Source organism: Alcaligenes sp. WGS1538, from assembly GCF_043187505.1.
Classification (GTDB): Bacteria; Pseudomonadota; Gammaproteobacteria; order Burkholderiales; family Burkholderiaceae_B; genus Alcaligenes.
In genome coordinates, this window is the sequence record NZ_CP171109.1 from 834698 (window position 1) to 853678 (window position 18981).

Here is an 18981-nt window from a genome sequence, read left to right on the forward strand (position 1 = left end):
GTTCTCGAGATTGAAAAAAGCCGGTGGATCATTTCATTGTACGCGCGTCTTTGTTCCAGTTTTATTAAGCCCCCGACCGGGGGCGCGACCGGCAATGGGCGGTCTTTCTTCAGGCGAATTTTTCAATGACTGCAGCAGCTTACGAACCGCTCGTTCCGGCCCGCCTGGAATTCAATGAGCAGGGCGTGCCCGTCAGCTCGGCCTATCAGGACGTCTATCACCCGCCCGGCGGTCCGCTGGGCCAGGCCGAGCAAGTGTTCCTGCGCGGCAACGGCTTGCCCGAACGCTGGCGCGGGCGTCGCCAATTCACCATTTGCGAGACGGGCTTCGGACTGGGTTCCAACTTCCTTGCGACCTGGGATGCATGGCGCAGCGATCCCCAGCGCAGCGACTTCCTGCATTTTGTGTCAGTCGAAGCCCATCCGTTCCGACGGGCCGACCTGGCGCGCCTGTATCGCCGCCTGCCGCAGGAGTTGCAGCCTCGGGCGCAGGAGCTGCTGTCCGCCTGGCCGGTGCTGGTGCCCGGCGTGCACCGCCTGGAGCTGGAAGGCGGCCGCGTCACGTTGACCCTGGCCCTGGGCCAGGCGGACAGCGTCATGCGCGAACTTCAATGCCGGGCCGACGCCTTCTACCTGGACGGTTTCGCTCCCAGGGGCAATCCGGGGATGTGGTCGCGCGCGGTGCTGGGCCAGCTGGTGCGTCTGGCCGCGCCCGGGGCGACGGCCGCGTCCTGGTGCTGCGCCGGACAGGTGCGGCGCGATCTGGCCGCGGTCGGCTTCGAGGTGCGCAAGGTGCCCGGCTCGGGCGGCAAATGGTGCACGATGCAGGCGAGCCTGCGGCCGCATCTGGGGCGCCGGGACGCGCCGCCCGCGCAAGGGCGGGTGGTGATCGTGGGCGCCGGCCTGGCCGGCGCGGCCTGCGCCTGGGAGCTGGCGCGCCGCGGTCAGCCGGTGCTGGTCTGCGACCCGGTGCTGCGCCTGGGGCGCGACGGTTCCCACCAGGGGCACAGGCTGGCGGCCATCTCTCCCGTGTTCGCCCTGGATGACGCTCCGCTCGCGCGCCTGAGCCGCAACGCCGTATTGCGCGCCTGGCAGGGCTGGAAGGATCTGCCGGAAGCCGCGCGGCCCAGGCGCGTCGGCACACTGCTGGTCGGGCAGGCCGGGAACCTGGATGAAGATATCCAGGACGCCCTTGCGCGCCTTCAGCTTGATGAGGAATGGGTGCAATGGTGGGATCGGGGCCGGGCCTCGCAGGCTGCCGGCTTGGCCCTGGCCCGGGGCGGGCTGCATTTCCCGCAGGGCATGGTGGTGGATCCGGGGGCCCTGGTGGCGCATCTGTTGGACCATCCCCTGATCGAATGCCTGCCGGAGCGGGTGCAGGTGTGGGATTCGTCCGAGCCGGGCTGCTGGGACATCCATCGCGAGGCAGGCGGAGTGGCCGAGCGTACGCCGCGCGTCGTGGTGGCGGCGGCCGGGCGCAGCCTGCGGGCCCTGCATTCGGATGTGCTGGCGGCTCATCTGCTGCCGCGCCTGTCCCGCATGCAGGACCTGGCGGGACAGGTCAGCTACCTGTCGCCGGATCAGTCATTGACACCGTCGGGGCCCACGCTCAGCGGCCTGGGCTACATCCTGCCGGCGGACGCGAGCGGCCAGGTCATCGGCAGCACGTATCTGCGTTCCGGCCAGACGCCGGAAGTGACGGCCGAGGGCCATGCGCAGAACCTGTCCAAGGTGGGCGCCATGCTGGCGGATCCGCCTGAGGCAGCCGGCCGCGAGCCCCGGTCGGGCTGGGCGGGCTGGCGCGCCGCCCTCAGCGACCATCTGCCCGTCATGGGATGCCTGCCGGGCCATCCGGGCCTGTTCATGGCGGCGGCCTACGGCTCGCGCGGCCTGAGCTGGAGCCTGCTGGCAGCCGGCCTGCTGGCCTCGCGCTGGCTGGAGGAGCCGGCTCCTCTGGAGCGGCGCCTGGAACGGGCGGTTCTGCCGCGCTGATTTCTTTTTTTATTTTTTATTTCCGCTTATTTTTAACGAGGGTTTTCCTTTGTGGCGCAAATACGTCAAAATAATGGCCTTGTTTAGTATTTTGGGCGTGCCCTGCGATAAGCATCGTTCCGTCCTTCCACTCTGACGACGTGACACAATTGTTTAATCATCTGAGTTTATTGACGGCGAAACCAGCGCATGCTGATTTCGCCTTTGTCGAAACCGATTACGCGCTCCGCATCGAGGCGCATGCGCCGGGTGTTTTCCGTTTGCGCTGCCTGCCGAGCGCCAAGCTCGATAACGAAAAGCTCAGTACCCGGGCCAAAGCCCTGGGCGACATGCTGCTGGCCCGCCATGAGGCCGTCAGCGAATTCCAGCTCGAGTCCGCGGAACAGGGCTGGCGCATCGAGCAGGGCGACGTCGTCGTGCACCTGCAGGCCGCGCCCTGGCGCTTCGAGATCCGGCGCGGCGAGCGCTGCGTGCTGAGCAGCAGCGACCAGCCTCTGGCCTTGCTGCAGGGCGACGCCCCCTGCTGGCAGCTGGATCTGGCCCTGGCTGACGAAGACGCCCTGTATGGCCTGGGCGAGACCCTGGGCGAGCTGGATCGGCGCGAGGAAACCGTGGACACGGACCGCCCCGCCGATCGCAGCCTGCCCTTGCTGTGGAGCACCCAGGGGTGGGGCCTGTACATCAATACCTTCGAGCGCGTGGAGCACGATCTGGGCAGGGATGCGGATGACCGCTACCGCGCCCGTATTCATGCGGCTGAACTGGACGCCTTCCTGTTCGTGGGCGAACCGGGCGAGATCATCAACCAGTATTCCGCACTGACCGGCCGCGCCGGCCAGCCCGGCGTCTGGCCCATGGGGCTGTGGCTGGACGGCGCCGTCGGGCAGGACGCCCAGGCCTTGCGCGAGCAGGCCCGTCAACTGCGTGAACAAGGCATCGCGGCCGACGTGGCCGTCCTGCCCGCGCCGCAGTCCTACGGTTTCCAGCAGGACAAGCCCATGCTGGAGTGGGATGCGGCCCGTCTGGCCGATCCCCGCGAGACCCTGGCCGGCCTGCAGGCCGAGCAGGCGCAGCTGGCAGCCTGGACGCGGCCCTGCGTGCCGGCCGGCACGGCCCTGTTCGACGAATGGGAAGACAGGGGCTGGCTGCTGATCAATGACGAGGACGGCAGCGCCCACGTCTTCAAGGGCGACGCGCTGAGCGGCGGCCGGGACTACGGTCTGCTGGACCTGACCCACAAGGACGTGTTCCGCATGTGGACGGAGCGCCAGCGCCAGATGGTGGACGATGGCCTGGGCGCCGTGCTGTGCAACGCCCGCTTCGACATTCCGGACGCCATCACCAGCCGCGGCGGCGAATCGGGCGCGCTGCTGCGCGCCATCTACCCCGTGCTGGCCCGCCAGGCCCTGTTCGATGCGGTGGCCGGGCACAAGACGCCCCAGGAAGGCGTGATCGCCAGCCGGGACTTGTTTCCATCGGCGCAGCGTTTTGCCTGGCAGCTTGGGCCGGCCGTGGAGAATTCCTGGGAGGGCCTGGCCCAATCCCTGAAATCCGCCCTGTCCACGGGCAACAGCGGCGTGCCCATTCAGGTACACGGCCTGGGCAATGCGGCCGCCGATACTTACGGCATGTCGCCCGAGCTGTACCTGCGCTGGCTGGCCATGGCGGTATTCTCCGCCAACTTCAGCCTGCAAGGCGTGCCGGCATTGCGTCCGGATGCGTTCGACGAGGCCACCCAGGCGCTGGTGCGCCATTGGCTGGAGTGGCGCTTCCGCCTGGTGCCGTATGTGCTGGGCATCATCGAGGACGCTGTGCGCACCGGCCTGCCGGTGCAGCGCTCCATGGCCCAGGCTTTCCCGGCCGACGGCGAGGCGCGTCTGTGGGACACCCAGTATCTGCTGGGTCCGGCCCTGCTGGTGGCGCCCATCCTGCGGCCGGGCGAAGATATCCAGGTCTATCTGCCCAAGGGCGAGGCCTGGTGGGACCTGAGCACGGGCTGGCGTTATGAGGGCGGCACGACCCTGGACTTCAAGGCGGGGCTGGATCGTCTGCCGGTCTTCGGTCGCGAAGGACACATGCTGTGCCTGGGGCCGGTGGTGGGCCATACCTCCGAGTTCAATTCCGCGCGCCTGCTCGACGAGGTCTGGATGTTCGGCATGCCCGAGCACAGTCCCGTCGTCATGCGCAACAAGATCCGTGTCATGCAGATGCAGGGCTCCAGCTATATCAAGGGCCTGGAAGGGCTGAAGATCCTTCCTTCCGAAGGCCTGGAAGTGAAGCGCCGCGGCGCCGAGGTGCGCATCTCCCGCGCACGTTGAGCGTTCCGTTCCTGCTGGAAAGCCGCCCTTCGGGGCGGTTTTTTTATGGGCCGGGCTTGGGTGGAAAGCGGTTTGTCTGTTGGTTGTGTTTTTTGAGCCGGTCTGGTCTTTGTCCCGACTGGACAGGGCGGGTCGGACGGCTTGCCGCAGGCGGGGAGGAGCGCAGGGAAGCAAGCGCTCTGCTGTTCGACCGCGACGCTTGTGGCTCGTCCGGGGGACGAGCCACCGCGGGAGTTCAGAGCGCGCCCGTAGCGATCCCCGACCAGGGAACCGGTGCGCAGCACCGGCAGGTCGTCAGCCCAGTCCAGTCGGGACAAAGACCAGACCGGCGTCTCCAAAAGCAGAATCTTCCAACAGACAAACCGCTTTCCACCTTTGGTGGCATTCCCAGGGGCGCGCCGGCATCTGTTCATTACCTGCTTGGCTTATGAAAAATCTGTCCAATAGCCCTCCTGCCGTCTGCGTAGAATTCTGTCTCTAAGGGTTTTTTTGAATAAAAAGAACTATAGAACGTACTTTATGATTTAAGCATAAAGCAAACTTGTTCAAAGGAGGCAGGGATGATGTACGACAAAGCAGTGCGCCTGGCAGGGTTCGGGTTGATGCTGGCCGCCGCCGGCGCGGCGGCGCAGGCCGCCTACCCGGATCGCCAGCCCATCAAGGTGGTGATCCCCTACGCGCCGGGCGCGGCGGGCGATGTCGTGTTCCGCATCCTGCAGCCGGAGCTGACGCGCGAGCTGGGCCAGACCCTGGTGGCGGACTACAAGACGGGGGCGGGCGGCAACATCGGAGCCTTGAACGCTGCCCGGGCCGAGCCCGACGGCTATACCTTGCTGCTGGGCGCGACCAACAACTTCGTCATCAACCAGTACCTGTACAAGAACCTGGGCTTCGACCCGCTGAAGGACCTCAAGCCCATCGGCAAGCTGGTGGACGTGCCTGCCTTCATTTTCATCAACGCCCAATTGCCCGTCAAAACCTATGCCGAGTTTCGCGACTATGCCGCCGCGCACCCCGGCGCCATCAACTATGGCACGCCGGGAGCGGGCACGACTCCCGACCTGTCCGGCTGGCTGGTCTCGGACGCCGTGAAGGGCAAGATGGTGGGCATCAACTACCGTGGGTCGGGTCCCGGCGTGCAGGCCCTGCTGGGCAACGAAGTGCAGATGTATATCGGCGGCTATGGCATTGCCACCTCCTTTCTGCCCACCGGCAAGATCCGCGCCCTGGCCGTGTCCGCCGAACAGCGCTTCAAGGATCTGCCCGACGTGCCCACGACCCGCGAACTGGGCATAGCGGAAGCGGTGGTGAACAACTGGTGGGCCCTGGCCGCGCCCGGCGGCACGCCGGATGAGGTGGTGCAGACGGTGGACAAGGCCGTGCAGAAAGTACTGGCCCAGGATGATGTGCGCAAGAAGCTGCTGGAACTGGGCTTTGTGGTGACGCCGGGCAATGCCGGCCAGTTCGCCGCCGAGTTGCAGAAGGAGGCTCCGTACTGGAAAGCGGTGATCGAGCGCGCCAACATCCGTATCGAGCAGTGACATGCGCCCGCCATTGTTCTATCGGCGCAGCGGGCAGGGGCCGGCCTTGCTGCTGCTGCATGGCTACGCATCTTCATCCTTGTTCTGGGAGCCCTTGCGCCGCGAGCTCGAGCCTGACTTTGACGTGATTGCGCCGGATTGGCCGGGCTTTGGCCGCAGTCAGTCGCTGGAGCCTTGCCGTACAGTGCAGGAGTTTGCCGGCCGCGTCCTGGACCTGGCCGACTTTCTAGGGCTGGAACGTTTCCATGTGCTGGGGCATTCCATGGGAGGCTTTCCTGTGCAGGAATTGCTGGTCAGCCACCCCCGCCGTCTGGCGTCGGCCACCTTGTACGGATCGGGGCTGCGTGTGGACAAGGCACGGCGCTTCGAGTCCATTGCCCAGACCATGGAGCGGCTGGAGCGGCAGGGACCCTTGGCCAGTTCTTTGCCCGTGCTGGAAAAATGGTTCGCCCGGCCCGGGCGCCATGTCGGAGAGCGTGAACTGTGCAGGCGCGCCTTGCAGGGCATGACGGTCGAGGGCGCGGCGGCGGCCTTGAACGCTTTCGAGTCCGTGGACTATACGGGGCGGTTGGGGCAGGCGCAGGCGCCTGTCCTGGTGATACTGGGGCAGCACGAACGCAGCCACCCGCCGGCCAGTGCGCTGGCGCTGGTGCAGGCCATGACGCAGGCGAGCCTGTGCGTGCTGCCCGACTGCGGCCATGCCGCGCATCTGGAACAGCCTGTTCTGTTTGTCCAGGCGCTCAGGCAGTTTCTCCTGCGGCGGGAACGACTGCAGGGCTCCGTGCGGGCGACCTGCTGATGGAGTTGGCCCCAGCCACCTGTATTTTGCTGAAGTCGAGCTACAGTGCTTGACAGCTTGGGTTTATCCTTGCATAATTCTATCTTTCAGTCGGGGGTCGTTAGCTCAGTCGGTAGAGCAGCGGACTTTTAATCCGTTGGTCGCGCGTTCGAGTCGCGCACGACCCACCACCTTAAGCTGAAACATGAAACAAGGCCGCTTTCAGCGGCCTTTTTCTTTGGTTCTTTCATTTTGTGCCGCCTGAAGTAAAGACGCATCGGTCTTGAGGCCAGCGTTTCTTTGACGCCTTGCAGGGGCGCCCTTGGCGCCGCGTCTGTCCAGTCTCGCTTGATATCGCCATGCGTGACGGGGCTGCGCGAGGGCGAGTGGTCAAGCCGGGATGGAGCAGGTCTGGAGCCGTCGCCAGGAGGGTCGCGTCTGGGCAGGGGCTCATATTTCCTGCTGCTATATGCATCTGCTCATTGCCGGATTTGCTTTATGGTAAATTTCGCTTTCAGGTCAGGCGCTTATAACTCGACTGACTAACGTATTTAGGCTGAGTCCACCTTGATTCGTCTTGAACATATTTCCAAAACCTACACCTCGGCGGGCAGGTCGGTTCACGCATTGCGCGACATATCCCTGCAGATCCGCCAAGGCGAGGTCTTTGGCATCATCGGCCGCTCCGGGGCCGGGAAAAGCACGCTTATCCGCATGCTGAACCTGCTCGAGCAACCCAGTACCGGACAGGTCTGGGTACAGGATCAGGACATTACCCGTTTTTCCGACGCCCAGCTGCGTGCCTTTCGCCAGAGCGTGGGCATGGTGTTCCAGCATTTCAACCTGCTGCATTCGCGCACCGTTCTGGACAATGTATGCTTTCCGCTGCGCCTGGCCGGCGTGCCGCGCGCCCAGCGCCAGCAGCGCGCGCTGGAGGTGCTGCATCTGGTGGGCCTGCAGGACCATGCCCACAAATATCCGCGCCAGTTGTCCGGCGGGCAGCAGCAGCGCGTGGGCATCGCGCGCGCCCTGGCCAACCGGCCGCAGCTGTTGCTGTGCGACGAGGCCACCTCGGCCCTGGATCCCGAAACCACGCAATCCATCCTGCGCCTGCTGCGCGAGATCAACCAGGAACTGGGCCTGACCATCGTGCTGATCACGCACGGCATGGATGTCATCCGGTCCGTGTGCGACCGCGTCGCCGTGATCGACGCCGGGCAGATCGTCGAGATGGGAGAGGTGCTGGACGTGTTCCTGCACCCGCACCACGCGACCACGCAATCCCTGCTCAGCGAAAGCGGCGTGGACGCCGACGGCTGGCAGGAGCTGGCCGGTACGGTGGGCGGCCGCCTGCTGCGCCTGAGCTTTCGCGGCGCCGCGACCACGCAGCCGCTGCTCAGCCGCGTCACCCGCGAGCTGGGCCTGGACGTCAGCATCCTGCAAGGCGCCGTCAGCCGCATCAAGGGCGAACCCTATGGCCAGCTGGTGGTGGCGGTGGAAGGAGACGCTTCTTCCCAGGACCGCCTGCAGGCCTTGCTGACCGAGCTGAACATTGAATCCGAGGTGCTGCGGCCATGAATTTCACCAATCTGGACTGGGCGCTGATCGGCGAAGCGACCCTGGATACCTTGCTGATGACGGGCGTGTCCCTGGCTTTCACCGTCATCATCGGCTTGCCGCTGGGCGTGCTGCTGTTCCTGACCAGCCGCCGACAGATGCTGGACAATGCCTGGGTCTATCAGACACTGTCCCTGATCGTGAACGTGTTGCGTTCCGTGCCGTTCCTGATCCTTCTGATCGTCATGATCCCCCTGACGCGCGTGCTGGCCGGCACGTCCCTGGGCGTGCCGGGCGCCATCCCGCCGCTGGTGCTCAGCGCCGCGCCGTTCTTCGCCCGTCTGGTGGAGAATGTGCTGCGCGAACTGGACCCCGGCGTGAACGAAGCCTGCCGCGCCATGGGCGCCGACTCTCGCCAGACGGTGCTGTGGGCCCTGCTGCCCGAGGCCACGACCGGCATCGTGGCGGCGGTCATCGTCACGGCCATTGCGCTGGTGGGCTATTCGGCCATGTCCGGCGTGATCGGCGGCGGCGGCCTGGGCGACCTGGCCCTGCGATTCGGCTATCAACGATATCAGACGGACGTCATGGTGGTGACCGTGGCGATCCTGGTGGTGCTGGTGCAGCTCCTGCAGGTGTTTGGAGATGCCATGGTGGCTCGCTTGAGCCGAAAATAAGTCCGGCTGGTGCCTGAAGCTAGGGTGTCGGCCCCTTTCTCGCAATGGAGTTGTTCATGTCTTTGAAGAAATTCGTACCCGTTCTGGCCCTGTCCGTGTCGGCGCTGTTCGCCGGCGCCGTCCACGCCGCCGACAAGCTGTCCGTGGCGGCCACGCCCGTGCCGCACGCCGAACTGCTGGAATTCGTGAAGCCCGCCCTGGCCAAAGAAGGCGTGGAGCTGGACATCAAGGTGTTCACCGACTACGTGCAGCCCAACCAGCAGGTTGCCGACGGCCACATCGATGCCAACTTCTTCCAGCACAAGCCCTACCTGGACAGCTTCAACAAAGAGCACAAGACCGACCTGGTGTCCGTGGGTCTGGTGCACGTGGAGCCTTTCGGCGCCTACTCCAGGAAGGTCAAGAGCCTGGACGAACTCAAGGAAGGCGCTCTGGTCGCCATCCCCAATGACCCCTCCAACGGCGCCCGAGCTCTGTTGCTGCTGCAAAAGGCGGGCGTGATCACGCTCAAGGATCCGTCCAACATCCAGGCTACGGCGCGCGACGTCGACCAGAACCCCAAGAAGCTGAAGTTCAAGGAACTGGAAGCCGCCACGCTGCCGCGCGTGCTTGCCGACGTGGACCTGGCCCTGATCAACACCAACTATGCCCTGGAAGCCGGCCTGAACCCCACCAAGGACGCCCTGGTGATCGAAGGCGCTGACTCTCCCTACGCGAACCTGATCGCGGTGGCCGCCAAGAACAAGGACGATGCCCGCGTGGCCAAGCTGGTCAAGGCCCTGCACAGCGACGAGGTCAAGACCTTCATCGCCGACAAGTACAAAGGCGCCATCGTGCCCGCATTCTGATCCGCGCCCAGGCCCTGATCCGCATGCTTGAAAAACCTCGGGATTTCCCGAGGTTTTTCTTTTTTTGGACGTCAAGAACGCATCGCTTCCCACCGCTTCAGGTACGATAGGCCTAGCTCGGCGCAGGCCATAAGCCCGGCGCCGATCCGGGCTGAATCATCGTACCGGCCTTCCGCAGGCCGGAACCTAGAGAGGAGCTGTTGATGTTCAATAAGAAAATGAAGACACTTGTGGCCGGCCTGACATTGGCCCTGGCCTTGCCCGCCGGACAGGCGCTGGCCCAGCAGGGGAAGGAACTGGTCGTGGCGACGGACACCGCCTTCGTGCCATTCGAGTTCAAGCAGAATGGCAAGTACACGGGCTTCGACATCGATCTGTGGGACGCCGTGGCCAAGAAGGCCAAGCTGAACTACAAGCTTCAGCCCATGGACTTCAACGGCATCATCCCCGGCCTGCAGACGCGCAACCTGGACGTGGCGCTGGCGGGCATCACCATCCGCGACGACCGCAAGCAGGTGATCGATTTCTCCGATCCGTATTACGAAAGCGGCCTGGCCATCCTGGTCAACGCGGACAATTCGGACATCAAGTCGGCCAAGGACCTGGAAGGCAAAACGGTGGCCGTGAAGATAGGCACCGCGACGGTGGACTACATGCAGCGCTCGGTGCCCACCGCCAAGCTCAAGCTGTTTCCCAATATCGACAATGCCTTCCTGGAGCTGGCCACGGGCCGCGTGGACGCCGTGGTGCATGATACGCCCAACGTCCAGTACTACGCCCAGACCGGCGGCAAGGACCGCGTGAAGGTCACCGGCGCGGTCAAGAGCGGCGATTTCTACGGCATCGCCTTCCCCAAGGGCAGCAAGCTGGTGCCCGTGGTGAACCAGGCCCTGAAGGACATCCGGGCCGATGGCACCTACGACAAGCTCTATCAGAAGTGGTTCGGCAAGCAGCCTGACTGAGTCAGGCCCGGTGCAGTACGGAGCGGTGATCACGTGCCAGTCGCGGGTCGCCGCTTTTGTTTTTCCGCCGCGCGCGCCGCGGCGCGTCACTTAACGCAAAGGTAGCAACGTGACTTTTCAATGGGACGCTATCTGGGGGGCGCTGCCCAGCCTCCTGGAAGGAACGAAGATGACCTTGCTCATCACCTTGATGGGCTTGGCGGGCGGAGCCGTATTGGGGTTTCTGACCGGCGTCATCACCACTTACGTGCGGGTGCCCGTCACCCTGCGCAATGCGCTGCTGGCCGTGCTGGGCCTGATCGCGCTGGGTTTCCTGGGACGCGGCATCTCCTGGGCGGTCAGCCACTGGTTCGGCAGCGTGCCGGGCTGGGTCTGGAGCGCCCTGCAGGCGCTGGTGGTGGTGGCGCTGCTGGGAGGCTTGCGGCGCTCGCTGCTGGTGATCCTGTCTTTCCTGTGCCAGGCCTATGTGCTGGTCATACGCGGCACGCCCATCGTGGTGCAGGTGATGTTCATCTACTTCGCCTTGCCCATGCTGGCGAACATCCGCATCGACGGCCTGACGGCGGCCATCTTCACCCTCATGATCAACTCCGGCGCCTACATCTCCGAAATTGTCCGGGGCGCGCTGCAGTCCGTGCCCAAGGGCCTGAAGGAGGCGGGCGAGGCCATGGGCCTGCCGTTCCACAAGATCCTCACGCACATCATCGGGCCCGTGGCCTTTCGCCGCATGATCCCGGCCATGGGCAACCAGTGCATCATCAGCCTGAAGGATTCCTCGCTGTTCATCGTGATCGGCGTGGCCGAGCTGACCCGCCAGGGGCAGGAGATCATCGCCAACAATTTCCGTTCCGTGGAGATCTGGGGGGCGGTGGCCGTGATCTATCTGATCCTGACCGGCCTGATCGCCCTGACGCTGAAGTTCATCGAACACCGCATGAGGATAGTATGAGCATTGTCGAGTTCAAGAATGTGACCAAGCGCTTCGGCCAGAATACGGTGCTGGACGACATCAGCCTGAACATGGACAAGGGCGAGGTCGTGGTGGTGGTGGGGCCTTCCGGATCGGGCAAGTCCACCTTCCTGCGCTGCATCAACAAGCTGGAGGACATCCAGTCCGGCGACATCGTGGTCAACGGCCTGAGCGTCAACGGCACGCCGGCCCAGGTGCGCGAACTGCGCCGCGAGGCCGGCATGGTGTTCCAGCAGTTCAATCTGTTCCCGCAGATGACGGCGCTGGAGAACGTGATGTTCGGCCCCATCCATACCCGCGGGACCGGGCGCGCCCAGGCCCGTTCCCAGGCGCTGGACCTGCTGGCCAAGGTCGGACTGGCCGAACGGGTGGACCATTACCCCAGCGAGCTGTCCGGCGGCCAGCAGCAGCGGGTGGCCATTGCGCGTGCGCTGGCGATCAAGCCCAAGCTGATGCTGTTCGACGAGCCCACCTCGGCCCTGGATCCGGAGTTGCGCCAGGAGGTGCTGAAAGTGATGCAACTGCTGGCCGAAGAAGGCATGACCATGGTGGTGGTGACCCACGAGATGGACTTCGCCCGCCGCGTGGGCAGCCGGCTGCTGTTCATCGACCAGGGCAAGGTGGCCCACGACGGTTCGCCAGCCGAACTGCTGGCCAATCCGCCCAGCCAGCGCCTGAAGGACTTCCTGCAGCACGTGGCCTAGTTCGGGTATGGTGGAGCGCCAATGAAAAACCGGCCTGCAGGCCGGTTTTTCATTGGGGAAAGGTCGGTCAGCGCGAGACGTAGATGGTGCGGGTGGCGCTGACGCGCTCCGAGCCTTCGGCCTTCACGCGGATGGTGATCTGGCGCGGCGTGAAGCCTGCGGGCAGGTCGGACAGACCGTCGATGTAGGCGTAGCGCCCGACCTCGAAGGCGACCGCGGGCAGGTCGATGCTGCCGTTGCGGCCATTGCTGTAGCGGCCGGCGGCGACCATTTCCATGGTGCCCTTGAAGGCCGCGTCCTTGCCCTTGTCCTGCATGATCAGCACGAAATGGCGCAACTGGCCGTCGATCACGGTGAACTCGGCGGCCCGGATGCCGGGCGAGGTGCCGCGCGGATCGGGCGGCATGGCGTCGGCGAACAGGGCGATGTCCTTTTCCAGCTTGTCCACCTTGGCCTGCAGGCCGCCGACCCTGCTGTCCAGCGCTTCTTCTTTCTGGCGGGTTTCCTCCAGGTCGCGGCTGGTCTGGCTCAGCTGGCCCTGCAGGCGCTGCTTGTCGGCGTTGGCGCTGTTCAGGTCATAGTGCAGCTGCTCCGACTGTTCCACGGTCAGGCGGGGCGGGCCATAGCTTTTCTGTAGAAAAAGAAGGCCGCCCGCACCCAGGGCGATGCCGGTCAGCAGCAGCACGAGCCAGCGCGGCACGCGGCGCTTGCGACGGCTGGAACCGTAGGCGGTGGGTTTGAATACGGCGCGTTTGGAGGAACCAAGCATGAGAACAATTGTTCCTGTCAGACATGCGGGCTTGCGAGCGGGCAAGTCCTGTTTACAAAACCAGACAGCATAGTCGTCATTTGCAGCGTACGGGCGCATTAAGCCTGCATTGTTGCCCTTTGTTGTGCCTGGAAACGATTGCTTCGCTGTCCCTGAGTTTCAGTTTACCGTGAGGCCGTCAGCGATTCCAAGTGCTGATTCAAGGCCTGCAGGCGTTCGGGCGTGCCCACGTCCATCCAGAATCCTTCGTGCAGGCTGCCCAGCACCTGTTGCCGGTCGATGGCTGCGTGCAGCAGGGCGGCCGACTTGGCGGGCTGGCCTTTGGGCACGTGCGCGAACAGCTCCGGCTTGTAGACGCCCAGGCCGCTGAGGGTGGCGCTGCGCGCGCCCGGTTCGTCCTTGGCGCACAGGCGGGCCTGGCCCGTCCGCATGCCGAAGTCGCCGCCCGGGTGGTGGGGCGGATTGGGCGTGAGCACCAGCCAGGCCAGTTCGTCGCCCTCGCGCAGGCGCTGCGCCATGGCGAAAGCCTGGCCGGGATCCCAGTCGCTCCAGACGTCGCCATTCATGACCAGAAACGGCTCCCCCTGGAAGAAATCGAGCGTGTTGGCGATGCCGCCGGCGGTCTCCAGCGCGCTGGGCTCGGGCGAAAAGCGGATGCGCAGCCCCCAGCGGCTGCCGTCGCCCAGGGCGGCCTCGATCTGCTCGCCCAGCCAGGCGTGGTTGATGACGACGTCGCGGATGCCGGCGCGGGCCAGGGCCTGCAGATGCCAGACGATCAGGGGCTGGCCGCCGGCGGGTATGAGGGGCTTGGGGCAGGTGTCGGTCAGGGGGCGCATGCGCTCGCCCCGGCCGGCGGCCAGGATCATGGCGCGCATCAGACCGTCATTCCCAGCACGGTCTGGCGGCCTTCCAGGCGGTTGAGCAGGCGCAGCAGGCCGCTGAAGGCCTGGTAGCGGCTGGCGACCTGGTGCACGTACTGCAGCAGGCGCGGCATGTGGTCCAGATAATGATGCTTGCCGTCGCGCAGCGACAGGCGCGCGAACACGCCCAGGATGCGCAGGTTGCGCTGCAGGCTCATCCACTCGTACTGATGATGGAAGACGGCGAAGTCGGCCGGCACTTCCAGCCCCGCTTCCACGGCGGCCTGCCAGTAGCGTATGGCCCAGTCCAGCTGCTGTTCCTCCGGCCAGGTGTGGCGGGCGTCCATCACCAGGGAGGCGATGTCGTAGGTGATGGGGCCGGCCAGCGCGTCCTGATAGTCGATCACGCCTGGTTCGGTCTGCCCCGGCAGGGGCATCATCAGGTTGGGGCTGTGGAAGTCGCGGTGCACCAGCACGGTGGCGGACTGCACGTTGGCCTTGACCAGTTCGTCGAAGGTCCTGCGCAGCATGTCCCGTTCCTTATCGGTCAGCTCGACCTGGCGGTAGCGCTGCACGTACCATTCCGGAAAGACCTGCAGTTCTTCCAGCAGTCGCGCTTCGTCGTAGGCGGGCAGGCCCGTGGTGTCGGCCTGCTGCATCTTGACCAGGGTGAGCAGGGTGCTGCGGTACAGCTGGTCCAGCGCCTTCTGCTCCATGGGCGATTGCAAGGCATTGTAAAAATTGTCCTTGCCCAGGTCGCTCAGCAGCATGAAACCCTGTTCACGGTCGACAGCGATAATGTCGGGCACGTTGATCCCGGTGGGCGCCAGCAGCTCGGTCACGTGCAGGAAGGGGCCGCAGTCCTCCATGGCCGGCGGCGCGTCCATCAGGATCAGGCTGCGGCCGTCGGCCTGCAGGCGGAAATAGCGGCGGAAGCTGGCGTCGCTGGATGCCGGTTGCAAGGTCTCCAGTTGCAGGCTGTAACGGTCTTTCAGAGTGGTCAGCCAGGCGATGGCTTGCTGCAGGCGAGCGTCCGCAGTAGGAGAAAATGGAACTGACATGAGATGATTCGGTGCAGAGGATCGTAACGGATTGATGTTTTAGCAGTGCCGCTAAACGGCAGGCTTAACTATAATACCGGCTCGCCAGGGTTTTCAGCACCTGGCGCGAGCAAATGTGCAGCACACAACTGGAGGCGCATTCTTAGTGCGAGTCGCGGCGTGGTCTTTCGTCTTGATGGTGGCCGGCCTGGGTACATCCCAGGCCCAGTCGTCCGTCCGTCCGTCTCTGCAGACGTCTCCGGAACTGCAGGTGCGCAAGCTCCAGGAAGAGGACATGTCCGTCTACCTGATCGGGGACGACATGCAGGCCAAGGAGGACGGCACCCTGCGCCTGCAGGGCAACGCCCAGGTGCGGCGCATCGATTCCGTGGTCAAGGGCGACCGCATCGACTACAACGAAAAGTCGGGTCAGGTCCGGGTGCGCGGCAACGGCCTGATCATGCGCGACGGCTCTATCGTGCGCAGCCCGGAGTTCGACTACAACCTGGATGCCGAGACCGGGCGCATGACCATGCCGGAATTCTGGCTGGGCGCCACCGGCGGCAGCGGCACCGCCACCGAAGCGGACATCCTCAGCAGCAATCACATGCGCCTGTCCAAGGTGGCGTATTCGGGCTGTCCTTGCCCTGAACCCGCCTGGTACATCAAGTCCCCCAAAGTGGACCTGTACTCCAAGGAGAACGAAGGGGTCGCGCGCAACGGCGTGCTGTACTTCAAGGGCGTGCCGCTGCTGTATTCGCCCTACCTGACCTTCCCGCTGCGCAAGGAGCGCAAGTCCGGCTTTCTGATGCCCACCTACGGCATGTCCACCCGCAGCGGCATGGACATCAGCGTGCCGTACTACCTGAACCTGGCGCCCAACTACGACGCCACCCTGACCCCGCGCGTCATGCTCAAGCGCGGCGCCATGCTGGGCGGCGAATTCCGCTATCTGGGCGATACTTTTTCGGGCGAGCTGACCGGCAACTACCTGCCGCATGATCGCGAGCTGGGTTTCAAGCGCTGGCTCTTCATGGGCCAGTACCGCCAGGCGCTGCCCGCCAGCTTCTATCTGAACGCCGACATCCGCCGCGTCTCGGACGACGATTACTTCCGCGACTTCAGCAGCTTCGGCCTGAACGACTCCACCATCCAGGACCTGGCCAGCACCATCAACCTGGGTTGGGGCGGCTCCAAGTACTTCCGCGCCAATCTGAGCGCCACGCGCTACCAGACGCTGCAGGATGCGACCACCACCTATCGCCAGCCGCAGTTCGACAAGCTGCCCGAACTCTACCTGGGGGCCTCGCGCTACAACTGGGGCGGCCTGGACGTGGTCAGCGACAACTACGCCACGCGTTTCCGCATGCCTTTCTACAGCGGGAATCTGAGGGAATTCGATGCGTATCGGGACCGGCGCATCGCACCCGACGGCACGCGCTTTTCTTCCTACACCACGGTGGCCTATCCCATCGTGCGTCCCGGCTGGTACATCACGCCCAAGGCCGGCCTGCACATGAGCCAGTATTCCACCGACTGGTATCCCGGCGAGCTGCCTCAGTACGCCAATCGCTCCCGCACGCAAAGCCGCGTGCTGCCCATCCTGTCTCTGGACTCGGGCATGACCTTCGAGCGCGACACCTCGCTGTTCGGCAATCCTTCCATCCAGACCCTGGAGCCGCGCGTCTACTATCTGTACGTGCCGTACCGCGACCAGTCCACGCTGCCCTTGTTCGACACGGGCCTGGCCAGCTTCAACTTCGCCCAGGCCTTCAGCGAGAACATCTACTCCGGCGGCTGGGACCGCATCTCCAACGCCAACCAGATCACGCTGGGGCTGACGTCCCGCTGGCTGGACGCCGACACGGGCTTCGAGCGCCTGGTGCTGCAGGCCGCGCAGCGCCTGTACTTCGACGATCAGAAGGTGACCCTGGGCGAAAAACCGCGCACCAGCACCCGCTCGGACTACCTGGTGGGCGCCAGCGCCGCGCTGACCAATACCTTGTCGGTCAACTTCGACGCCCAGTTCAACCCCGAGGAAAGCCGCCGCAACCGCATGTCCTCCGGCCTGCGCTGGCGGCCCAAGCGCCTGGCCACGCTGGGCGTGAACTATCGCTACGAGCGCAATCCCGACCAGGTCCTGGATCCCTCCTATGTGCCCGCGCCGGATGATTTCCGCGGCAAGGAATCCATCTCCGTGACCGGCCAGTGGCCGCTCACCAACAAGGTCTATGCGGTGGGGCGCTACGACTATTCCTTCCAGGAAAGCCGCGGCACCCAATCCATCCTGGGGCTGGAGTACAAGGGCGACTGTTGCTGGACGGCGCGCGTGGTGTTGCAGCGCTATGCCGTGTCGGCCAAGGAAACCAACAAGGCCATGTTCTTCCAGCTGGAGCTCTCCGGACTGGGCGGCATCGGCAACGACCCCATGCGTCTGCTGCGTGACCGCGTGATCGGCTACGAGCCCGTATCGGAGCCCGCACCGGAAAAAACGATCTACGAGAGGTATGAATAATATGCGTTTCAGCTTGAAAAACCGTACCCTGGCGCTGGCCCTGACGGCCGCCATGGGCCTGGGCACGGCCCAACCTGTCTGGGCGCAGGCCAAGCAGGACAAAGCCAAGGCGGCCCAACCGGCCGGCCCGCAGTTCGTGGACGGCATCGCGGCCGTGGTCAACGACGAGGTCATCACCCTGCGCCAGGTCGAGCAGGAGGCGGCTCAGGTGCGCCAGCAGCTGCAGCATCAGAAGATTCCCGCGCCGGAACAGGACGTATTGCGCAAGCAGGTGCTGCAGCGCCTGATCAACGAGCGTCTGGAGCAGCAGGAAGCCCGCACCATGGGCATACGGGTGACGCCCGAGCAGGTGAACGAAGGCGTGCGGCTGATCGCCACGCGCAACAAGATGACCGAAGCCCAGCTGCGCGCCGAAGTCGAGAAGAACGGCATCAGCTGGGACCAGTACCTGACCAACCTGAAGCAGGAAATCCTGCTGGATCAGCTTCGCATGCGCGCCGTGGACAGCTCCATCAACATCACCGACGCCGATATCGACACCTACCTGCGCGCCCAGGGCGGCGCCGGTCTGGCATCCCTGGGGCAGTCGGCGGCCCAGCATCAGGATGCGCCGGTCACGCTGGCGCAGATCCTGGTGCGCGTGCCGGAAAATGCCGACGCCCGCGAAGAGGACAGGCTGCGCCGCAAGGCCGAAGGCCTGCTGGCCCAGGCGCGCTCGGGCGCGGATTTCGCCGGCCTGGCGGCTTCCAGCTCCGATGGACAGGAAGCCCTGAGGGGCGGCGTGCTGGGTACGCGGCCGCTTTCCGACTGGCCCGACCTGTTCGTGCGGGCCATCCATGCGCTGGAGCCCGGCCAGGTCTCCAATCTGGTGCGCAGCGGCCAGGGGTTCCACATCCTGAAGCTGCTCGAGCGCGGCGGCGCCGGCGCGCCCGTCACCACCACGCAGGCGCCTGGCGCGGGCGCGGTGCAGTCCGGTCCGATGATGGTCACCCAGACGCACGCCCGCCACATCCTGGTCAAGCTGTCCAAGGTCATGACTTCCGCGCAGGCTCGCCAGCGCATCGAGCAACTGCAGCAGCGCATCAACAACGGCGAATCCTTTGAAGACCTGGCCAAGCGCTATTCGGAAGACAGCAGCGCGCCGCAGGGCGGCGACCTGGGCTGGCTGTCGCCCGGCGAGACCGTGCCGCCTTTCGAGCAGGCCATGGACAGGCTGGAGCCCGGCCAGATCAGCGGGCCGGTGGAGTCCCAGTTCGGCTGGCACCTGATCCAGGTCGTGGAGCGCCGCACGCGCAACATGGAAAACGAGTACAAGCGCATGCAGGCGCGTCAGGCCTTGTTCCAGCAGCGCGCCGAGCCGGCCTTCGAGGACTGGCTCAACGGTCTGCGCGGCCGCGCCTACATCGACAATCGCCTGGACCCCGAATCCAGCACGCGCAAACGTTAAGGAC

The 18981-nt window shown here is 65.0% G+C and carries 15 protein-coding genes and 1 tRNA gene; 13 read left to right on the forward strand and 3 right to left on the reverse strand.

Annotated features, from left to right (window positions below):
* The first annotated feature begins 125 nt into the window (after positions 1 to 125).
* The 11 genes from mnmD to glnQ all read left to right on the forward strand — a co-directional run bounded on the left by mnmD (position 126) and on the right by glnQ (position 12346).
* Positions 126 to 1991, forward strand: a complete 1866-nt coding sequence (gene mnmD / locus ACF3ND_RS03885; RefSeq protein WP_394064430.1) for a tRNA (5-methylaminomethyl-2-thiouridine)(34)-methyltransferase MnmD — start codon at positions 126 to 128, stop codon at positions 1989 to 1991.
* Between the two features lie 113 nt (positions 1992 to 2104).
* Positions 2105 to 4309 carry a glycoside hydrolase family 31 protein gene (locus ACF3ND_RS03890; RefSeq protein WP_394065776.1) on the forward strand — a complete coding sequence of 735 codons (2205 nt, stop codon included), beginning with the start codon at positions 2105 to 2107 and terminating at the stop codon, positions 4307 to 4309.
* A 560-nt stretch (positions 4310 to 4869) separates the two neighbouring features.
* Positions 4870 to 5850 carry a Bug family tripartite tricarboxylate transporter substrate binding protein gene (locus ACF3ND_RS03895; protein ID WP_394064432.1) on the forward strand — a complete coding sequence of 327 codons (981 nt, stop codon included), beginning with the start codon at positions 4870 to 4872 and terminating at the stop codon, positions 5848 to 5850.
* A 1-nt stretch (position 5851) separates the two neighbouring features.
* Entirely contained in the window at positions 5852 to 6649 is a 798-nt protein-coding gene (locus ACF3ND_RS03900; protein WP_394064434.1) for an alpha/beta fold hydrolase, read from the forward strand.
* Positions 6650 to 6743: 94 nt separating this feature from the next.
* Positions 6744 to 6819 (forward strand) — tRNA-Lys (locus ACF3ND_RS03905).
* Between the two features lie 376 nt (positions 6820 to 7195).
* Positions 7196 to 8206: a methionine ABC transporter ATP-binding protein gene (locus tag ACF3ND_RS03910; protein ID WP_394064436.1), complete on the forward strand. Its 1011-nt coding sequence runs from the start codon at positions 7196 to 7198 to the stop codon at positions 8204 to 8206.
* Positions 8203 to 8862: a methionine ABC transporter permease gene (locus ACF3ND_RS03915; protein ID WP_394064438.1), complete on the forward strand. Its 660-nt coding sequence runs from the start codon at positions 8203 to 8205 to the stop codon at positions 8860 to 8862. The genes ACF3ND_RS03910 and ACF3ND_RS03915 overlap by 4 nt, the downstream gene beginning before the upstream one ends.
* Before the next feature lie 56 nt (positions 8863 to 8918).
* Positions 8919 to 9710, forward strand: coding sequence for a MetQ/NlpA family ABC transporter substrate-binding protein (locus tag ACF3ND_RS03920; RefSeq protein ID WP_394064440.1), 792 nt, complete (start codon positions 8919 to 8921; stop codon positions 9708 to 9710).
* Positions 9711 to 9928: 218 nt separating this feature from the next.
* Positions 9929 to 10672 (forward strand): glutamine ABC transporter substrate-binding protein GlnH, encoded by a 744-nt coding sequence (gene glnH, locus ACF3ND_RS03925; RefSeq protein ID WP_394065777.1) that lies wholly within the window; start codon positions 9929 to 9931, stop codon positions 10670 to 10672.
* Positions 10673 to 10841: 169 nt separating this feature from the next.
* Entirely contained in the window at positions 10842 to 11621 is a 780-nt protein-coding gene (locus ACF3ND_RS03930) for an ABC transporter permease subunit (protein WP_394064442.1), read from the forward strand.
* Positions 11618 to 12346: a glutamine ABC transporter ATP-binding protein GlnQ gene (gene glnQ, locus ACF3ND_RS03935; RefSeq protein WP_394064444.1), complete on the forward strand. Its 729-nt coding sequence runs from the start codon at positions 11618 to 11620 to the stop codon at positions 12344 to 12346. Before ACF3ND_RS03930 ends, glnQ begins: the two co-directional genes overlap by 4 nt.
* Before the next feature lie 67 nt (positions 12347 to 12413).
* On the opposite strand, the gene ACF3ND_RS03940 is transcribed toward glnQ, so the two are convergent.
* The 3 genes from ACF3ND_RS03940 to ACF3ND_RS03950 form a co-directional block, all read right to left on the reverse strand.
* The gene (locus ACF3ND_RS03940) at positions 12414 to 13115 is read right to left on the reverse strand and encodes a hypothetical protein (RefSeq protein ID WP_394064446.1); all 702 of its coding nucleotides are present in this window, start codon (positions 13113 to 13115) and stop codon (positions 12414 to 12416) included.
* 164 nt (positions 13116 to 13279) lie between these two features.
* Positions 13280 to 13990: an N-acetylmuramate alpha-1-phosphate uridylyltransferase MurU gene (murU, locus tag ACF3ND_RS03945; RefSeq protein ID WP_394064448.1), complete on the reverse strand. Its 711-nt coding sequence runs from the start codon at positions 13988 to 13990 to the stop codon at positions 13280 to 13282.
* Complete coding sequence (locus ACF3ND_RS03950; RefSeq protein ID WP_394064450.1) at positions 13990 to 15036, reverse strand: aminoglycoside phosphotransferase family protein; 1047 nt, start codon at positions 15034 to 15036, stop codon at positions 13990 to 13992. Before ACF3ND_RS03950 ends, murU begins: the two co-directional genes overlap by 1 nt.
* 145 nt (positions 15037 to 15181) lie before the next feature.
* On the opposite strand from ACF3ND_RS03950, the gene ACF3ND_RS03955 reads away from it, so the two are divergent.
* Both ACF3ND_RS03955 and ACF3ND_RS03960 read left to right on the forward strand, forming a co-directional pair.
* Positions 15182 to 17530 (forward strand): LPS-assembly protein LptD, encoded by a 2349-nt coding sequence (locus ACF3ND_RS03955; RefSeq protein WP_394064452.1) that lies wholly within the window; start codon positions 15182 to 15184, stop codon positions 17528 to 17530.
* Positions 17523 to 18977 (forward strand): peptidylprolyl isomerase, encoded by a 1455-nt coding sequence (locus ACF3ND_RS03960; protein ID WP_394064454.1) that lies wholly within the window; start codon positions 17523 to 17525, stop codon positions 18975 to 18977. Before ACF3ND_RS03955 ends, ACF3ND_RS03960 begins: the two co-directional genes overlap by 8 nt.
* The last annotated feature ends 4 nt before the right edge of the window (positions 18978 to 18981 follow it).

What these genes read in the sequence shown, in the direction of transcription:
- mnmD (WP_394064430.1), top strand. Translation starts at nt 126, where the DNA reads ATGACTGCAGCAGCTTACGAACCGCTCGTTCCGGCCCGCCTGGAATTC.
- ACF3ND_RS03895 (WP_394064432.1), top strand. Translation starts at nt 4,870, where the DNA reads ATGATGTACGACAAAGCAGTGCGCCTGGCAGGGTTCGGGTTGATGCTG.
- ACF3ND_RS03900 (WP_394064434.1), top strand. Translation starts at nt 5,852, where the DNA reads ATGCGCCCGCCATTGTTCTATCGGCGCAGCGGGCAGGGGCCGGCCTTG.
- ACF3ND_RS03915 (WP_394064438.1), top strand. Translation starts at nt 8,203, where the DNA reads ATGAATTTCACCAATCTGGACTGGGCGCTGATCGGCGAAGCGACCCTG.
- ACF3ND_RS03920 (WP_394064440.1), top strand. Translation starts at nt 8,919, where the DNA reads ATGTCTTTGAAGAAATTCGTACCCGTTCTGGCCCTGTCCGTGTCGGCG.
- glnH (WP_394065777.1), top strand. Translation starts at nt 9,929, where the DNA reads ATGAAGACACTTGTGGCCGGCCTGACATTGGCCCTGGCCTTGCCCGCC.
- ACF3ND_RS03930 (WP_394064442.1), top strand. Translation starts at nt 10,842, where the DNA reads ATGACCTTGCTCATCACCTTGATGGGCTTGGCGGGCGGAGCCGTATTG.
- glnQ (WP_394064444.1), top strand. Translation starts at nt 11,618, where the DNA reads ATGAGCATTGTCGAGTTCAAGAATGTGACCAAGCGCTTCGGCCAGAAT.
- ACF3ND_RS03940 (WP_394064446.1), bottom strand. Translation starts at nt 13,115, where the DNA reads ATGCTTGGTTCCTCCAAACGCGCCGTATTCAAACCCACCGCCTACGGT.
- murU (WP_394064448.1), bottom strand. Translation starts at nt 13,990, where the DNA reads ATGCGCGCCATGATCCTGGCCGCCGGCCGGGGCGAGCGCATGCGCCCC.
- ACF3ND_RS03950 (WP_394064450.1), bottom strand. Translation starts at nt 15,036, where the DNA reads ATGTCAGTTCCATTTTCTCCTACTGCGGACGCTCGCCTGCAGCAAGCC.
- ACF3ND_RS03960 (WP_394064454.1), top strand. Translation starts at nt 17,523, where the DNA reads ATGAATAATATGCGTTTCAGCTTGAAAAACCGTACCCTGGCGCTGGCC.